The following is a 15,171-nucleotide window of genomic DNA, read 5'->3' on the forward strand; positions in this document are numbered from 1 at the left end:
AACATTGCCTTGGACTCATGACAAGGGGTGGATGGAGGGTGGATGCCATGACCATCAACACATCGGATGTCATCGTCATCGGTGGTGGCACGGGTGGGTACGGCACCGCCCTGCGCGCCGCCGCCCTCGGCCTCGGCGTCGTCCTCGTCGAACGCGACAAGGTCGGCGGAACCTGTCTGCACCGGGGCTGCATTCCGAGCAAGGCGATGCTGCACGCCGCCGAACTCGTCGACGGTATCGCCGAGGCGCGCGAGCGCTGGGGTGTGAAGGCCACGCCGGACTCGGTGGACTGGACGGCGCTGGTGGCCACGCGGGACGACATCGTGGCGCGCAACCACAAGGGGGTGGAAGCGCATCTGTCGCACGCGGGCGTACGGGTGGTGCGGGGCAGCGCCCGGCTGACGGGGCCGCGCACGGTGCGCGTGGAGGGCGAGCGTACGGATTCCACGCCGGGGGCGCGCGGTAACGCCACACCGGACGCGCGCGGTGATCTCACGCCCGGCGTGCACGACCTCACCGCGCGCCGTGGGATCGTGCTCGCGACCGGCTCGCGCCCGCGTACGCTCCCTGACCTCGTCCCGGACGGACGGCGCGTGGTGACCAGTGACGACGCGCTGTTCGCGCCGGGGCTGCCGGCGTCCGTCCTGGTGCTGGGCGGGGGCGCGATCGGCGTGGAGTACGCCTCCTTCCACCGGTCCATGGGCGCGGAGGTCACCCTGGTGGAGGCCGCGGACCGGATCGTGCCGCTGGAGGACGTCGATGTGAGCCGGCACCTGGCGCGGGGCCTGAAGAAGCGCGGGATCGACGTGCAGGCGGGGGCGCGGCTGCTGGACGCGGAGGTGCTGGAGGACGGCGTACGCGCGCGCGTGCGCACCGCGCGGGGTGAGACCCGCACGGTGGAGGCGGAGCGGCTGCTGGTGGCCGTCGGCCGGGCTCCGGTCACCGGGGGCCTGGGCCTGGAGGCGGCCGGTCTGACGACGGACGAGCGGGGGTTCGTCGCACCGGCGGACTGGACGCGGCTGGAGACGGCCGTGCCGGGGATCCATGTCGTCGGCGACCTGCTGCCGCCGCCCTCGCTGGGCCTGGCGCACGCCTCGTTCGCCGAGGGCCTGCTGGTGGCCGAGACGCTGGCCGGCCTGGAGGCGGCGCCGGTCGACTACGCGGCCGTGCCCCGGGTGACGTACTCCTCGCCGCAGACCGCCTCCGTGGGGCTGGGCGAGGCGGAGGCCCGCGCGCGCGGGCACGAGGTCGACGTCAACACGATGCCGCTGACCGCGGTCGCGAAGGGGATGGTGCACGGCCAGGGCGGCATGGTGAAGGTCGTCGCCGAGGCCGGCGGCGGGCAGGTGCTGGGCGTGCATCTGGTGGGCCCGAACGTGTCGGAGATGATCGCCGAAGGCCAGCTGATCGTCGGCTGGGACGCCGAGCCCGCGGACGTGGCCCGGCACGTGCACGCGCACCCGACGCTGTCGGAGGCGGTGGGCGAGGTGTTCCTGACGCTCGCGGGGCGCGGCCTGCACCAGCAGTGAGCCCATGGATCGCAGGGACCGGAAGGCCGCCGGGCGACTGCGTCCGGGCGCCCCGGGCACCGCACCGCCGTACGCTTGACAGTTCACTCTTCCCGTGCGGGACTTGGAATGCGAAGCCGGGCGGAAACGAGTCGGGGGTGAGTCTCCTGCCGGAGCTGCGCTACCCCAGCGTTTCCGAACTGGTCGCCTTCGCACAGGCGTTGGCCGCTCAGGAGCCCGGGCTGTGCAGGCTGCGGCAGGTGGGCCGCTCGCGCGCGGGAAGACCCCTGCACCTGCTGTCGGTGGGGCACGCCGAGCGGGCGGTGCTGGTGGTCGCGGGCGCGCACGCCAACGAGCCGACGGGCGGCTCCACCCTGCGGGTGCTGGCGGAACGAGTGCTGTCCGAACGGGAGCTGAGGGCGGACGCGTCCTGGCACTTCCTGCTGTGCGCGGACCCGGACGGGGCGAGCCTGCATGTGACGCCGGCGCCGCGCAGTCTGCTCGACTACCACCTCGGCTTCTACCGGCCGACGGGCGCGGAGCAGCCGGAGTGGTCTCCGTCGGTGCTGCCGCCGGACCGGCTGCCGCCCGAGACCCGGGCCCTGACCGGGGTGATCGACGAGGTGCGCCCGTACCTCCAGGTGACACTGCACGGCACCGACCTGGGCGGCAGCTGGGTGCAGTTGACACGGGACGTGCCGGGCCTCGCCGAACCGTTCGCCAAGTCGGCGGCGGAGTTGCACATCCCGGTGGAGACGGGCGCCTCGGACGCCGCGGGCTGGCCGGCCTCCGGTCCCGGGGTGCATGTGATGCCGGGCCCGGACTCGGGCGTCGCCTACCCGAGCATGCCGGACGACGCGCGGCACAGCACCTGGTACCACGCGCACCGCTACGGCGGCCTGACGGCCGTGGTGGAGGTGCCGATGTGGGCGAGCGACCTGGTGGACGATCCGGCGCCGCACCCGGCACCGGCGGCGGCGATGCGGCGGCTGGCCCAGCGGCTGCTGCGGGACTCGCTGGAGGTGGAGCGGATTCTCGCCGAGGCGCTGCCCCGGCTGGACGGCGTGGACGGGCCGCTGCTGCGGGCCTCCCGATGGGCGCTGGAGCTGATTCCCGGCCTCGCCGAGGACTGGATCCACACTCCTCCGGCCGGTACGACGATGGCGTACGTCGGCAGTGTGGACGCCTTCGGGCGGCGGCTGCCGCTGCGGGCGGCGGCGATGCTGCTCCGGGTGCTGCGGGAGGCGGACGACCGCGCGGCAGCACGGCTGGAGCAGCTCGTCGCCTCCTGGTGCGATGCCTTCGCGGCGCGTTTCCGGGCCCGCTGGGTGCCGTTGGAGCACCAGGTGGAGCACCAGTCCCGGACCGTGCTGGTGGCGGCGCAGCAGGCCCGGGAACAGGTGGTGTGAGGCTGTGGGACGCGCCCCGCACCACCCGGGGCGCGGAAGCCGCGGTGCTCAGCCGTCGAAGGTGAAGACCGATCCGGTCCGCGCGGTCATGACGCACTGGCTGGCGTACGTCTCCTGGAACCGCACCGGCCGTCCGTTCCACCGCCCGCGCGCCCGGGCGGTGACCGGCGCCCAGATCATCGGGCAGAAGCCGCTCCGGACCGCGATGCGTCCGGGGTCGCCCTCCGCTTTCGCGAGTTGGGCGCACGCCTTGGCAGCGTGCGCGTGACCCTGCGGCGGGTCGCACAGCAGCAGGGTGCCGCGCGTGTCACCGGACCGGGCGTCACCCTTGGTGACCGTCAGGTAGAGCCAGTTGCCCTGAAGGTCGTCACGGGATGCCGCCCGGGCCGGGCCCGCGGCGAGGAGACCGGCGGCCACCAGCAGGGCACCGGCCAACGCTGTCGCTCTGGTGAGGTATGTCATGCCCGTTGCATCGGCACGGTGGTCCGTGTTCCCGAGTCCGGCTCACCCGATCGGGACGGCACGCGCGCCCTGGCCGAGCACCGGTTCGAACGCGACCGGCCCTCCATCTCACGACCGGCCGCGGGTCTCAGCTCGAGGCGAGCCGGAACGCCATCCTGCCGAAGGCGACCTGGTCACCCTCACGCACGACGACCGAGCCGATCACCCGGCGGCCGTTGACGGTGGTGCCGTTGGTGGAGCCGAGGTCCTTGAGCACCCACATGCCGCCCTGGCGGCTGAGTTCGGCGTGCGCCCGGGAGACCGTCTCATGGGTCAGCCGCAAGCCGCTCGCGGGGTCGCGGCCGATGCACAGCGGCCGGGTGTGCGCCGGGTGCGGCAGCAGCAGCTTGGGCAGTCGCTCGGCCTGCCAGGCCCGGCGCAGCCGTACGGTGAAACCGGAGACGGCCTCTACGGTGCCGAGGACCGCGCGGGAGAAGCGGTTCTCCCGGGGCAGGTCGGCGACGAGGGCGGCGAGCTCGTCGGCGCGGCGCGCGGCGAGCGCCAGCTCCATGCGGCGTACGAACGTGTCATGCGAGAGCCGTCCCATGGCGGCGCCGTCACGCAGCACCTGGAGCGCCTTGTCGCGCTGGTCGTCGGACAGCCGCGCGGGGCACGTGGAGAACTCGAAGGACGACGTCACGCAGTTGATTGTCGGGCAGTGAACCCCGGGTGTCCAGAAAACGCGGAGTCGGTGCCGGTGCGCGCGCACTTCCGCGACACCTGCCGGAAAAGGACGAATTCGAGAGCGGATTGATCGCGTGCGCGGCACGATGGGGAGGCGGGACATCACGGTGAACAGACGAAGGGGAACCGTCCGTGCAGTTCGAGGTGTGGGCACCGCAGGCAGACCAGGTGACGCTCCAGTGCGAGGGCGGCACGCACGCGTTGGCGCGCGATCCCGAGCGCGAGGGCTGGTGGACGGGCGAGGCGGAGGCGGGGGACGGCGCCCGGTACGGGTTCGCGCTGGACGACGGTCCGGTACTGCCCGATCCGCGCTCGCGCCGCCAGCCGGACGGCCCCGACGGCCTGAGCGCGGTCGTGGAGCACGGGCGGTACGCATGGCGGACGCAGTGGGCGGGGCGCGGGCTGCCGGGCGCGGTGCTCTACGAGCTGCACGTGGGCACGTACACGCGCGAGGGCACCTTGGACGCGGCCGCCGCCCGGCTGGAGCACCTGGCCGAACTGGGCGTGACACACGTGGAGTTGATGCCGCTGTGCCCGTTCCCCGGGCGGCACGGCTGGGGGTACGAGGGGGTGTCGCTGTGGGCGGTGCACGAGCCGTACGGCGGTCCCGAGGCACTGAAACGGTTCGTCGACCGGGCGCACGCACTCGGTCTGGGCGTCGTCCTGGACGTCGTGCACAACCACTTGGGGCCCTCCGGCAACTACCTTCCGCTGTTCGGCCCGTACTTCACGGACACGCACCACACGCCGTGGGGCTCGGCCGTGAACCTGGACGCGCCCGGCTCCGACGAGGTGCGCGCCTTCCTGGTCGGCAGCGCGCTCGCGTGGCTGCGGGACTACCGCATCGACGGGCTGCGCCTGGACGCGGTGCACGCGCTGTACGACACGCGCGCGTACCACTTCCTGGAGGAGCTGTCGGCGGCCGTGGACGGCCTCGCCGAGGAGCTGGGGCGGCCGCTGTTCCTGATCGCCGAGTCCGATCTGAACAACCCGCGGTTCATCACCCCGCGCGCGGAGAACGGCTTCGGGCTGCACGCACAGTGGAACGACGACTTCCACCACGCCCTGCACACCGCGCTGACCGGCGAGTCCCAGGGCTACTACGCGGACTTCGCGCGCGCCCCCTTCGCCACGCTCGCCAAGACGCTCACCGGCGGCTACTTCCATGACGGCACGTACTCCAGCTTCCGGGGCCGGCGCCACGGCCGTCCGCTGGACCGCGCGCGCGTGGCCGGGCACCGGCTGCTCGGCTACAGCCAGACCCACGACCAGGTCGGCAACCGTGCCCAGGGCGACCGGCTCTCCGCCCACCTCTCCCCCGGCCTGCTGGCCTGCGCGGCGACGCTCACGGTGACGGCGCCGTTCACGCCGATGCTGTTCATGGGCGAGGAGTGGGCCGCGGGCACGCCCTGGCAGTTCTTCACCGATCACACCGACCCCGAACTGGCCGAGGCGGTACGGCGGGGCAGGCGGCGGGAGTTCGCGGCGCACGGGTGGGCCGAGGAGGACGTACCGGACCCGCAGGATCCGGCGACCCGGGAGCGGTCCTGCCTGGACTGGTCGGAGCCGCAACGCGAACCCCACGCGCGCGTGCTGGCGTGGTACCGGCGGCTGATCGCGCTGCGGCACGAACAGCCCGACCTCACCGACCCCGATCTCGCCGACACGAAGGTGGCATACGACGAGGAGGCCCGCTGGCTGGCCTTCCGGCGCGGGGACGTACGGGTGGCGGTCAACCTCGGCAAGGAGCCGGCGGCGATCCCGCTGGGCACCGGCCGGACGGAGGTCCTCGCCGCATGGGAGCCGGTCGAGGCACCCGGCCCGGACGGACTGCTGCAGGTCCCCGGGGAGGCGTGCGTGGTACTCACACAGCCCTGAGCCGGGGCAAGCGGCAGCGGGCTGCCCCCCGGGGCCGCTGCCGACTCCGGGCGGGGCCGGCTACGGCTACGGACGCCGGCGGGGACGCCCGTGAGCCGGCCACTGGCTACGCCTACGGGAGACCGACGACGCCACCCGTGAGCCGCCTACGGCTCCGTCTCGTCCTCTTTGAAGTCCGTCACCCGCTCCAGCAGGATCGGCTCCCAGGCCCTCCGCAGCTGGGTCCGCAGCAGGCCCACGGCGCCGCCCGCGCGGCCTTCGAGGTGGCCGGTGAGGCGGATGACGGTGTCGCAGCGGGCGAGCCACAGGCCGCGCAGGCAGGGACGGGCGCCGTAGCCGGCCAGGGTGGCGGCACGGACGGCCGCCGGGGAGCCGACGGCGACGGCGAGTCCGGCGATGTCCTCGGCGGGGTCGCCGAGGGCCGCCTCGGTCCAGTCCAGGATGCCGCGCACGCGCCCGTCGGCGCTGACCACCACATGCTCGCCGGTCAGCCCGTGGTGGGTGAGGACGGCGGTGCCGGACTGCGCGGCGAGCTGGGCCGCGCCGGGCGGGGTGAGCTGCTGGAGCCGGGCGGCGTCGAACTCGTCGGCGGCGGCGAGCCGTTCGGCGGCGTGCACGGCCATCCGGCGCAGCGCCTCCAGGGAGCGTGGGGCGGTGCGCGGCACACCGATCGTCTCGGCCTGGCGTGCGGGGACCGCGCGCATGCCGGTGAGCAGCCCGGCGAGGTCGGCCTCGCCGACGGCGGAGACGTCGTGCTCCTCGGCCGTGCCGCCGGGCACCAGGGCGTCGAGGGTGTAGGCGAGGCCGGGCGCCCACTCACCGCGAGCGACGCTGGTGGGAACGGCGACGGGCACATGGGGGCGCACCAGGTCGCGCAGTCGCAGTTCCCGGCGGCGGCGGACGGAGGCCTCCTGGTCGGGCGCGAGACGCAGCACATGGCGGGTGCCGACCCACCAGGTGTGCTCGCGGCCTTCCCGCACGGGCCGCACGTCGGACCCGCCGGTGCCGTCGGTGCCCTCTTTGAGCAGCGAGCGGACCAGTCTGCGGACGGTGTCCGCGGTGGGTGTCGGTGCCTGGGTCATGGGTCGCGCGTGTGCCGTTCCGGGTGTCGTGGAGGGTGGGTCTCCTGAGCCTCTCAGTCCACTATGGCCATCTCACGGGTGGTGTTGTTGAAACGGCGGCCGCCGTCGTCGGTGACCGTGACGATGTCCTCGATGCGCACCCCGAACCGGCCGGGCAGGTAGATGCCCGGCTCCACGGAGAAGCACATGCCGGGCACGAGGGGCTGCTCCTCGCCCTCGATCATGTACGGCGGCTCGTGCGTGGTGACGCCGATGCCGTGCCCTGTGCGGTGGATGAAGTACTCGCCGTAGCCGGCCTCGGTGATCACCGCGCGCGCGGCACGGTCGACCTCCTGGCAGGCGGCGCCCGGCCGTACGGCCCGGAAGCCGGCCTCCTGGGCGGCGCGCACGATGTCGTGGACCCGGCGCTCCTCCTCGGTGGGCTCGCCGACGTGGACGGTGCGGGTGGTGTCGGAGCCGTAGCCGTCCTTCAGGCCGCCGAAGTCGAGGACGACCATGTCGCCGTGCCGGATGACGCGGTCGCCGACCTCGTGGTGCGGATTGGCGCCGTTGGGTCCGGAGCCGACGATCGTGAAGTCGACCTGGGAGTGGCCGAAGCGGCGCAGCAGGCCGGCGAGGTCGTGGCCGACCTCGGACTCGCGGCGGCCGGCGAAGGGAACCTTCCGGATCTCCTCGAACGTTGCGTCGGCAGCCGCGCCCGCGGCTGCCAAAAGCTCCAGCTCCGCCGCGTCCTTCACCGCGCGCAGCATGGGCAGGGCGTCGGTGAGGGCGGCGTAGGACGTGTCGGGCAGGGCCCGCTGGAGGCCCAGCAGGTGCATCGCCCAGGTGTTGTCGCTGATGCCGAACCGGCCGCGGGCGTCGAGGAGGGCGGCGGTGAGAGCGTAGGGGTCCTTGCCGTCGGTCCAGTCGCGCAGGGTCAGCGCGGCGGCGCCGGTCGCCTTCTCGGCGTCCGGGGCCTCCAGTGTGGGCACGACGAGCACGGGGTCGTGGCCGGGGGCGAGGACGAGCACGGTGAGCCGTTCTGTGACGGCGGTGGGCGTGTACCCGGTCAGCCAGACCATGTCCGGTCCCGGCGCCACGAGCAGCCCCGCGAGGCCGGCGTCGGCCGCCGAACGGGCGGCACGCTCCATGCGGGCGCTGTAGTCGGCGGCGGTGAAGGGCGCGGGCGTACTACCGGTCATCCGGGCCTCCGGGCGCGGGCGGGGAAACGGGGCGATGGCGTCTCGGGGAGCATCCTGCCCGCCCGGGCAGTGCCGCGCGAGCCGGTCGCGGGAGCCGGCGGGGCCGACGTCCGCGGAGCAATCGCGGGGCCGGTGACCCGGGGTCCGCGGAGAGAGGGCTCGGCATGGGGCCATCATGGCGCGCGGGGCGGACCGTCACCAGCGGGTTTCGCGGGGTGGCGGGCGGAGCGCGGCCGTTTCCGGGACCCGCTTACCCGAAGGCCTTAGCACGTCGCACAAAAGACCGGATTCGAACCCCGCCCACCTGACGCCCGCCGCACCCCGGGCCACCACGAGGGACACCTGCCCGGAGGCACCAGCCGCGCACACGCGCCAGTTCCGGGTGTGAGTAGTCGCGGTACGGAAGGTGCCTGAGATTGAGCTTGCTGGGGTTGGGCTGCTTCGCGGAGTCGAGCTGGCGGGGTACGGCACCGGCGCGCGGTTCACGGAAGGTCGGGATGTGGTGGTCGAGGGTGCGGGGAGACGCCCAGCACCCTGGCGATCGAGGTGATCGAGCGGCCGGGGTCGGGCAGCGGATCGCGGGCGGCACGGATGACTTCTTCGGTGGCGCTCGGGCGCCCGCCGGCCCGGCCGCGCCCGTGGGCGGCGGCCGGGCCCTCGCCGGTACCGATGACAATCACGTTCGCGAATGAACTCGGCGACCGCGGCGAAGACGTGGAAGCGACGAGGTGAGGCCGATTGCGCGCCCGCGCGGTTCGGCGACCGTCACGAAGAATGACGTCGCTCCCGCGACCGAGTCCCCGCGTCGGCAAGGTCGGCTCGGAAGATCCGGTCCAGGTGGTGGTCCAGGATTGTGGCAGCCGACTCCGGGCTCCGCTGACCGACAAGAATGCTGGTGCCAAGTCCTGCGGACATGGCGAGCAGGCTGACAGCTTCCAGCCGCGCATCCACGCTGGGCTGAAGGAGGTCGCTTCCCTCTGCCTGCCGGAGGAGTTCGGCGAGGGCGCTCTCAGCGGCGTCCGGGTTCGTGATGAAGGGCTGAGCAGCGAGCACCGGGTCGGTGACGGACAGAACGGCGTATGAGAACGCGCCGCACAGTGGCTGGACGAGACACTCGCCGAACTCGGGCTCGAACGCGTGCACCTGGTCGGCACCTCCTACGGCGGATGGCTTGCTCTGAACCAAGCGCACCGCAGGCCCGACCGCCTCGCCTCGTTGACACTCCTCGACCCCGGCGGCCTTGAGAAAGTCGGTTTGCGCTTCTTCGTATGGATCTTCGCCAGCCTGCTCGCGACCTTCGCACCCAGGGCGCTACGCCCACGACTGGCAGCGTGGCTGGAACAGCCGGTCCTCATCGTGCCAGAGCTACGCACCATGATCAGGCTGGGCGTTCGTGCTTACCGCATACGCCGTCCCGCCCCACTGCCTCTGTCCGAGGGCGAACTGGCCACCATCCGCACCCCGCTCTACCTGGCACTCGGCAAGCGAAGCCTCCTCGTGCACCCGCACAGGCAAGTCGAGCGCGTTCCCCGCCTGATTTCCGGCGCCCGAGCCGAAATCATCTCCGACACCGGCCACGGACCCCAGATCGACCACGCGGACGAGATCAACCGTCGGATGCTGGCCTTCATGGACTCCATCGACTGACACCCCCCGCCTCGTCCTTGACGTCGGGGCCCTCGGCGCGGAACTGGGCGACGGCAGCGTCCAGGTAGCGGGTGTTCCACAGAACGACCGCGTCGAGGACCAAGCCGAGGGCGGCGAGAAGGCGGCCTGCGCCGCTCCGGGTACCGCTTCACGCACGAGGAGTCGCCGATGCCGAGTCGCCCGGCCGGGTACTCCAGCTCCGGGCGCGTGGGCGCCTCGGTGAACGGCCCGTACGCCGGGGCCCGCTCATCGGTGAGAAACTCCACCGGCACGACCGGACCGCAGCCGGCACCGTCGCCCGTCCGGCGAGCCTTCCGCGAAACCCAGCGGCAGCCAGTGTGCAGCCGGCCATGATCAATCTCAGCGGCACTTTCTGTACCGCACCTACTCACACCCGAGTTTAGGGACCGCCTGCGCAGAAGCCGTCGCGCGCGTGGGCCGTCGCGACGCGCGCTCGCCCGGCCGCCGGGCGGGGGCGCGCGTCAGGCCGTGCTCAGGTCACCACTCCCGGGACCACCGTCAACCGCTGGTAGGTCCCGCTGCTGTGGCGGACGGTCAGAAGGACGTTCTTTCCGGGCCGGGCGTGGGCGACCGCTCGGGCGAGGTCGGCGGCGGTGCCGACGCGCGTCGTGCCGAACTGCAGCAGGACGTCCCCGCGGACCAGCCCGGCCGCGTAACCCGGTCCGGGCACGTCTACGCCGACCACCAGCGCGCCCGACTTCGCGGCGTCGACGGCCTCGATGCCCAGGGCCGCCCCGGGCTGGGCCGGAGCGGGGCTCGGGGTGACGGCGGGGGTGGCCCTGGACGAGGGGGACGGCGGCGGGGCCTGGCGGTGCAGCCCGGCGATCCTGCTCATACCGATCACCGTGGCGCCGACGGTGCCGATGCCGACCCCGGCGAGCACCAGCGCGATGCCGGCGAACACCCCGAGCAGCAGGGTCCGTGGCCGTCGTCCGCTCCGGGGCGCGGCGTGCGGGCGGTGGGCCGGGCCGGGTGTGCCGCCGTCCCGCCGTTCCCGGCCGGGCATCGGCTTGGGACGCAACGCAGTCTGTTCCATGGTTCGCTCGCCTCCGCCTGGTGCTCTACCCGGGGCACCGGGCCGTGACGAGACACGAACGAGTGAGACTGGCCGAAGGGTCGCGGAGGGTAGTCATAGTCGTCGAGCGCCGCCCCGGCACCCGGCGGGACAGGGGACCCCCGGTTCGGTCACGGGCTCTCCACCAGCCTGCGGATCGTCTCCGCCGCCGCTCCGCCCGGGCTGCCGCCGTGGAGGAGTTCCGTGCAGTGGACGACCCGTGGAGCGGTGAGCGGGACGGCGACCGTGCCGGGCAGGCCCGTGGCGGTCGAGCGGGGCAGCAGGGTGAGGCCGTGTCCGGCGGCCGCGAGGGTGATGAGGGTGCGCAGGTCGGTGCCTTCGTAGCGCAGGGCGGAGCGGAAGGCGCCGCCACCGGCGGCGGCACGCAGCTGCGCGAGCGGGAGGGCGGCGTCGGGTGCGTCGAGCCAGCGGGCGTCACCGAGGTCGCCGAGGCGCAGGCCGGAGCGGCCGGCGAGGGGGTGCCCGGCGGGCAGCACGACGCTCACGGGTTCCTCCGCGACGCCGTGCGTGGTCAGCGGCGCCACATCGGGCAGCCGCAGTGGATCGCTGGGTGCGGCGAGCCCGTCGACGAGACCGAGGCCCGCGGCGCCGGTGGCGACGGCGGCCGGGATCTCCGCGCGGGTGAGGACGCGCAGGGTGACACCGGACGGCGGAAGAGCGGCGAGGACGCCCGGGCCGATCGCGGTCGGGGTGGTGGCGAGGGTGAGGCCGGGAGCGGGTGTGGCGGCCATGCGGACGATGTCGGCGCGGGCCGCGTCCAGGCGCAGCAGCAGCGGGCCCGCGTGCTCCAGGAGCCGCTCGCCGACGGCGGTGGGTGCGACGGGTCGCCGGGTCAGCAGGGGTGCGCCCAGGTCCTGTTCGAGCGCGGCGATGTGCTGGGAGACGGCGGACTGGGTGTAGCCCAGCTCGCGTGCGGCCTCCGAGAACGAGGCGAGGCGCGCCACGGTGACGTAGGTGCGCAGCAGATGGGGGTCCATGCGGCACAGCATCCCATCCCCATCAGCGTTGCTTATGGAGGGTACGGAAATCATCGTTGGACGTGAACCATGGGGCGCGCGGAGGATGAGGGCCATGACGAACACCGCCACCCTCGCCCTCGTCGGCGACCGCTCCCCCACCGTCGTCTCGCACACGCGCGTGCCGCTTCTGCTGGACGCCCTCGCCGAACGCGACCGGCTGGTCCTGGACGCTTACTGGATCGCCTCGCAGGACGCAGAAGCCGAGGGAGCCGTAAGGGGGTTCGACGCCGTGTGGGTGCTGCCGGGCAGCCCCTACCGCAGCGAGGCGGGGGTCCTTGCCGCCGTGCGCACCGCGCGTGAGGAGGGCGTTCCGTTCCTCGGCACGTGCGGCGGCTTCCAGCACGCGCTGCTGGAGTACGCGCGGAACGTGTGCGGACTGACCGGGGTCGCGCACGCCGAGAACGACCCGGACGCCGAGGACCCGCTGATCGAACCGCTCACCTGCTCGCTGGTGGGTCACGAGGCCGCGGTGACCATCGAGCCGGGCTCGCTGGCCGAATCCGTGATCGGCTCGACGCGCACGGTCGAACGGTACTTCTGCGCGTACGGCCCCTCGCGCCACCTCGACACCCTGCGCGCCCATGGCCTGCGGCTCTCCGGGCGCGACGAGGACGGCCAGGTCCGGGTCGCCGAACTGCCGGGCCATCCCTTCTTCCTGGCCACGCTGTTCCAGCCGGAGCTGTCCGGTGACGGTTCGGTGCCGCACCCGGTGATCCGGGCCCTGGCGCGGGCCGCCGTCGACCACGCGGGGCGGGCGCGCCGGTCGGCCTGAAAGCGGCGCCGTGGTGCACTGCCAGTGCCGGCTGTTGCCTTCGGTGACATGACCGATCACGCCCTGCGGCGGCTCCGCCGGCACCGGCACCTCACCGAACTGGCCGCGTGCCCTTTCGACAGGGCTGACGGACTCGCCGCGGAGGCGTGGAGCGGATGGGCGGGGTCAGCTGACGAGCCGGACGGGCGGCGCCGGAGCGCGGTCGGGCAGGAAGCCGTGGGCCCGGCGGCCCAGCCACTCGGTCTTGTAGCGGTCCACGTGGCGGTGCCAGTTCAGAATGCCGGCCAGCCAGTTCTGCAGGTCGAGCACATAGCCGTCCATGGCCGCCCGGCCTTCGGCGGACAGCTCGAAGTCGTCGTACAGCACGGGCAGTTCGTGCGCGATCACATGCTCGAACTGCTGCATGCGCTGGGTCGTCAGGTCGTGCACGACGCCGAGCGCGGTCGGATAGTCCACGCCGAAGAAGTTCTGCACGACCAGGATGGCGTTGTGGATCTCGCCCTCGTACTCGATCTCCTTCTGGTAGGAGAAGATGTCGTTGAGAAGGCAGGCGTAGTCGATGGCGGCGTTCTCCAGGGAGCGCACCGGGCCGCTGCGGTACACCTCCGGAGGGACCGCGGGGCCGTGGCCCATCCGGCACAGGCTCAGGGTGAGGTCGGAGCCGAAGGTGGAGCGCCGCATCTCCAGATAGTCGACCGGGTCGGGGACGCGGTTCTGCAGCTGGTTGGACAGCTCCCACACCCAGCTCTCGGTCATGGTGTCCACGGCCGCCCTGAGGGTGCGCCGCTGGTCGGCCGTCATCCCGGCGGTGGTGCGCGCCCACAGGTCGATCAGCGAGCGTTCCATGGCGTTGCCGGGGACGACGGTCGGCTCGCCCTCGACGGGCATGCAGGCCGACAGCCGGGCGGTGGTCAGCCGGGCGGCGGCCAGGTCCCGGCGGTGGCCGTAGACGAGCGGGTAGTAGTCGTCGCCGTAGGTGCCGAAGGCGAGCCACTGGGCGCTGAGGTCGAGGGCCTCGGGGGTGGCGTCCGGGTCCAGGCCGGCGGAGCACAGCGCGAGGTCGGAAGCGGCGAGCTTGTCCTCGTCCCAGACGCCTTCCTGGAGCATGCCGATCCGGTGCGTCCAGGCGAGGAGGTTGTGGCGGGCGCTGTCGAGGTGGGGGCTCAGCTCCAGCCGGAAGGGCATGTGGAACTCGGGCAGCAGGGAGGGGCCGACCTTCTGGTAGGGCACGTGGGAGTAGGCGCGCAGGCGTTCCCGGGCCGCCGAGGCGAGCAGTGCGCCGATGTCCGCGGCCGAGATGCCGGGGCCGGTCGGGATCTGCCACGGCGAGCCGGGGCGGGCACCCTTGTTCATGTAGCGGCTGGAGCGCATGTGCCACTCATGGCCGCCGGACTGCCAGTCCTGGAGACCCTTGGTGTAGGCGGCGACCGCGGCGACCTCGTCCGGCCTGAGGCCGTTCTCCAGGGCGACGGCCGGGACTTCGGTGAGGGCGGTGTGCTCGAACTGGTGCAGGCGTGAGGTGAGGATGTCGTTGACGGTCTCGGCGGCCTCCTGGGTCGTGCAGCCGAAGAACTTCTCCAGGACGAGCACGCCGTTGCTGTTCTCGCCCTCGTCCTCGACCTCGCGCTGGTAGGAGAACAGGTCGTTGCGCAGATGGACGGCGTCGGAGAACGTCTCCATCAGGACGCGCAGCGGCCGGGTGCCGGAGACGGCGGCGGGCACCTCGGCCGTCGCGTACTCCACGAGCCCCGCCGACCAGGGGGCGCCGCCCACCTTGCGGCGCATCTCGATGTACTCGACGGGGTTGGCGATCCGCCCCTCGTTGATGTTGGACAGTTCCCACATCGACTCGTTGAGCAGATGCTCGGTGGCCACGGAGAAGCGCCGGCACCAGTCCGCGGACATCGACGGCACGGTACGCCCCCACAGGTCTCGCAGCCCCGCCTCCACGGGATTCTCCGGCTCGGGTACCGGAGTCGACGGGTCGAGCGGCATGAACAGCGGCAGCCGGTCCAGGTGGGCCTTTCCGGCGGCGCGGTCCTGGGTGCGCTTGTACATGTCCAGGAAGTGGTCGTCGAAGAAGAACACCCACACGTACCAGTCGGTGATGAGCGAGAGAGCGGGTCCGTCGCAGTCGGGGTGGGTGTAGGCGCACAGGAGCCCGTAGTCGTGTGCCTCCAGGTCGGCCTGCTCCCAGATCCCGGAGCCTTCCAGCATGCCCATCTCGCGCGCCCACTGTGTCGAGTGGGCACGGGCCTCGTCGAGGTGGGGGTTGAGCCGCGCGGGATACGGCATGTAGAAGTGCGGGAGTTCGAACGGCTGCGTCATGGCCGGGCCCTACCCGCGGGTCCGGAGCCACATCCGCCGCGCGGGACGTGATCACACCATCGCGTG

The 15,171-nt window shown here is 73.0% G+C and carries 12 protein-coding genes and 3 pseudogenes; 5 read left to right on the forward strand and 10 right to left on the reverse strand.

Going from position 1 to position 15,171, the window contains the following annotated elements:
• The first annotated feature begins 47 nt into the window (after positions 1–47).
• Together lpdA and ABZ079_RS09080 are read left to right on the forward strand one after the other, a co-directional pair.
• Complete coding sequence (lpdA, locus tag ABZ079_RS09075) at positions 48–1,529, forward strand: dihydrolipoyl dehydrogenase (RefSeq protein ID WP_356938758.1); 1,482 nt, start codon at positions 48–50, stop codon at positions 1,527–1,529.
• A 137-nt stretch (positions 1,530–1,666) separates the two neighbouring features.
• Positions 1,667–2,917, forward strand: coding sequence for a M14 family zinc carboxypeptidase (locus tag ABZ079_RS09080; protein ID WP_356938759.1), 1,251 nt, complete (start codon positions 1,667–1,669; stop codon positions 2,915–2,917).
• 48 nt (positions 2,918–2,965) lie between these two features.
• Here the strand turns inward: ABZ079_RS09080 and ABZ079_RS09085 are convergent, their stop codons facing one another.
• Positions 2,966–3,379: an SSI family serine proteinase inhibitor gene (locus ABZ079_RS09085; RefSeq protein ID WP_356938760.1), complete on the reverse strand. Its 414-nt coding sequence runs from the start codon at positions 3,377–3,379 to the stop codon at positions 2,966–2,968.
• A gap of 127 nt (positions 3,380–3,506) precedes the next feature.
• The gene (locus ABZ079_RS09090; RefSeq protein WP_356938761.1) at positions 3,507–4,058 is read right to left on the reverse strand and encodes a DUF1707 and FHA domain-containing protein; all 552 of its coding nucleotides are present in this window, start codon (positions 4,056–4,058) and stop codon (positions 3,507–3,509) included.
• Between the two features lie 176 nt (positions 4,059–4,234).
• Between ABZ079_RS09090 and treZ the strand changes: the two genes are divergently transcribed.
• The gene (treZ, locus tag ABZ079_RS09095; RefSeq protein WP_356938762.1) at positions 4,235–5,980 is read left to right on the forward strand and encodes a malto-oligosyltrehalose trehalohydrolase; all 1,746 of its coding nucleotides are present in this window, start codon (positions 4,235–4,237) and stop codon (positions 5,978–5,980) included.
• Between the two features lie 146 nt (positions 5,981–6,126).
• On the opposite strand, the gene ABZ079_RS09100 is transcribed toward treZ, so the two are convergent.
• The 4 genes and pseudogenes from ABZ079_RS09100 to ABZ079_RS09115 all read right to left on the reverse strand — a co-directional run.
• A complete protein-coding gene (locus ABZ079_RS09100; protein WP_356938763.1) occupies positions 6,127–7,062 on the reverse strand; it encodes an aminoglycoside phosphotransferase family protein in 936 nt (311 codons plus the stop codon).
• A 53-nt stretch (positions 7,063–7,115) separates the two neighbouring features.
• Complete coding sequence (locus ABZ079_RS09105) at positions 7,116–8,243, reverse strand: aminopeptidase P family protein (protein WP_356938764.1); 1,128 nt, start codon at positions 8,241–8,243, stop codon at positions 7,116–7,118.
• Positions 8,244–8,725: 482 nt separating this feature from the next.
• Entirely contained in the window at positions 8,726–8,923 is a 198-nt protein-coding gene (locus ABZ079_RS09110; protein WP_356938765.1) for a hypothetical protein, read from the reverse strand.
• Between the two features lie 85 nt (positions 8,924–9,008).
• A pseudogene (locus ABZ079_RS09115) lies at positions 9,009–9,326 on the reverse strand (TetR family transcriptional regulator C-terminal domain-containing protein); the annotation flags it as partial.
• A 6-nt stretch (positions 9,327–9,332) separates the two neighbouring features.
• Between ABZ079_RS09115 and ABZ079_RS09120 the strand changes: the two are divergent.
• A pseudogene (locus ABZ079_RS09120) lies at positions 9,333–9,890 on the forward strand (alpha/beta hydrolase); the annotation flags it as partial.
• Here ABZ079_RS09120 and ABZ079_RS09125 read toward each other — a convergent pair.
• The 3 genes and pseudogenes from ABZ079_RS09125 to ABZ079_RS09135 form a co-directional block, all read right to left on the reverse strand.
• Positions 9,874–10,008, reverse strand: a pseudogene (locus tag ABZ079_RS09125) (Tn3 family transposase); the annotation flags it as partial. The pseudogenes ABZ079_RS09120 and ABZ079_RS09125 sit on opposite strands and share 17 nt — an antisense overlap.
• A gap of 375 nt (positions 10,009–10,383) precedes the next feature.
• Entirely contained in the window at positions 10,384–10,947 is a 564-nt protein-coding gene (locus tag ABZ079_RS09130) for a PDZ domain-containing protein (protein ID WP_356938766.1), read from the reverse strand.
• Positions 10,948–11,096: 149 nt separating this feature from the next.
• The gene (locus ABZ079_RS09135; RefSeq protein ID WP_356938767.1) at positions 11,097–11,963 is read right to left on the reverse strand and encodes a LysR family transcriptional regulator; all 867 of its coding nucleotides are present in this window, start codon (positions 11,961–11,963) and stop codon (positions 11,097–11,099) included.
• A gap of 94 nt (positions 11,964–12,057) precedes the next feature.
• Between ABZ079_RS09135 and ABZ079_RS09140 the strand changes: the two genes are divergently transcribed.
• Positions 12,058–12,777 (forward strand): hypothetical protein, encoded by a 720-nt coding sequence (locus tag ABZ079_RS09140; RefSeq protein ID WP_356938768.1) that lies wholly within the window; start codon positions 12,058–12,060, stop codon positions 12,775–12,777.
• Between the two features lie 165 nt (positions 12,778–12,942).
• Here the strand turns inward: ABZ079_RS09140 and cyc2 are convergent, their stop codons facing one another.
• Entirely contained in the window at positions 12,943–15,105 is a 2,163-nt protein-coding gene (gene cyc2, locus ABZ079_RS09145; protein ID WP_356938769.1) for a germacradienol/geosmin synthase Cyc2, read from the reverse strand.
• Between the last annotated feature and the right edge of the window lie 66 nt (positions 15,106–15,171).

Source organism: Streptomyces sp. NPDC006314, from assembly GCF_040613075.1.
Taxonomy (GTDB): domain Bacteria; phylum Actinomycetota; class Actinomycetes; order Streptomycetales; family Streptomycetaceae; genus Streptomyces.

Coding starts and splice junctions, on each gene's coding strand:
- lpdA (WP_356938758.1), top strand. CDS start 48: ATGACCATCAACACATCGGATGTCATCGTCATCGGTGGTGGCACGGGT.
- ABZ079_RS09085 (WP_356938760.1), bottom strand. CDS start 3,379: ATGACATACCTCACCAGAGCGACAGCGTTGGCCGGTGCCCTGCTGGTG.
- ABZ079_RS09100 (WP_356938763.1), bottom strand. CDS start 7,062: ATGACCCAGGCACCGACACCCACCGCGGACACCGTCCGCAGACTGGTC.
- ABZ079_RS09105 (WP_356938764.1), bottom strand. CDS start 8,243: ATGACCGGTAGTACGCCCGCGCCCTTCACCGCCGCCGACTACAGCGCC.
- ABZ079_RS09130 (WP_356938766.1), bottom strand. CDS start 10,947: ATGGAACAGACTGCGTTGCGTCCCAAGCCGATGCCCGGCCGGGAACGG.
- ABZ079_RS09135 (WP_356938767.1), bottom strand. CDS start 11,963: ATGGACCCCCATCTGCTGCGCACCTACGTCACCGTGGCGCGCCTCGCC.
- ABZ079_RS09140 (WP_356938768.1), top strand. CDS start 12,058: ATGACGAACACCGCCACCCTCGCCCTCGTCGGCGACCGCTCCCCCACC.
- cyc2 (WP_356938769.1), bottom strand. CDS start 15,105: ATGACGCAGCCGTTCGAACTCCCGCACTTCTACATGCCGTATCCCGCG.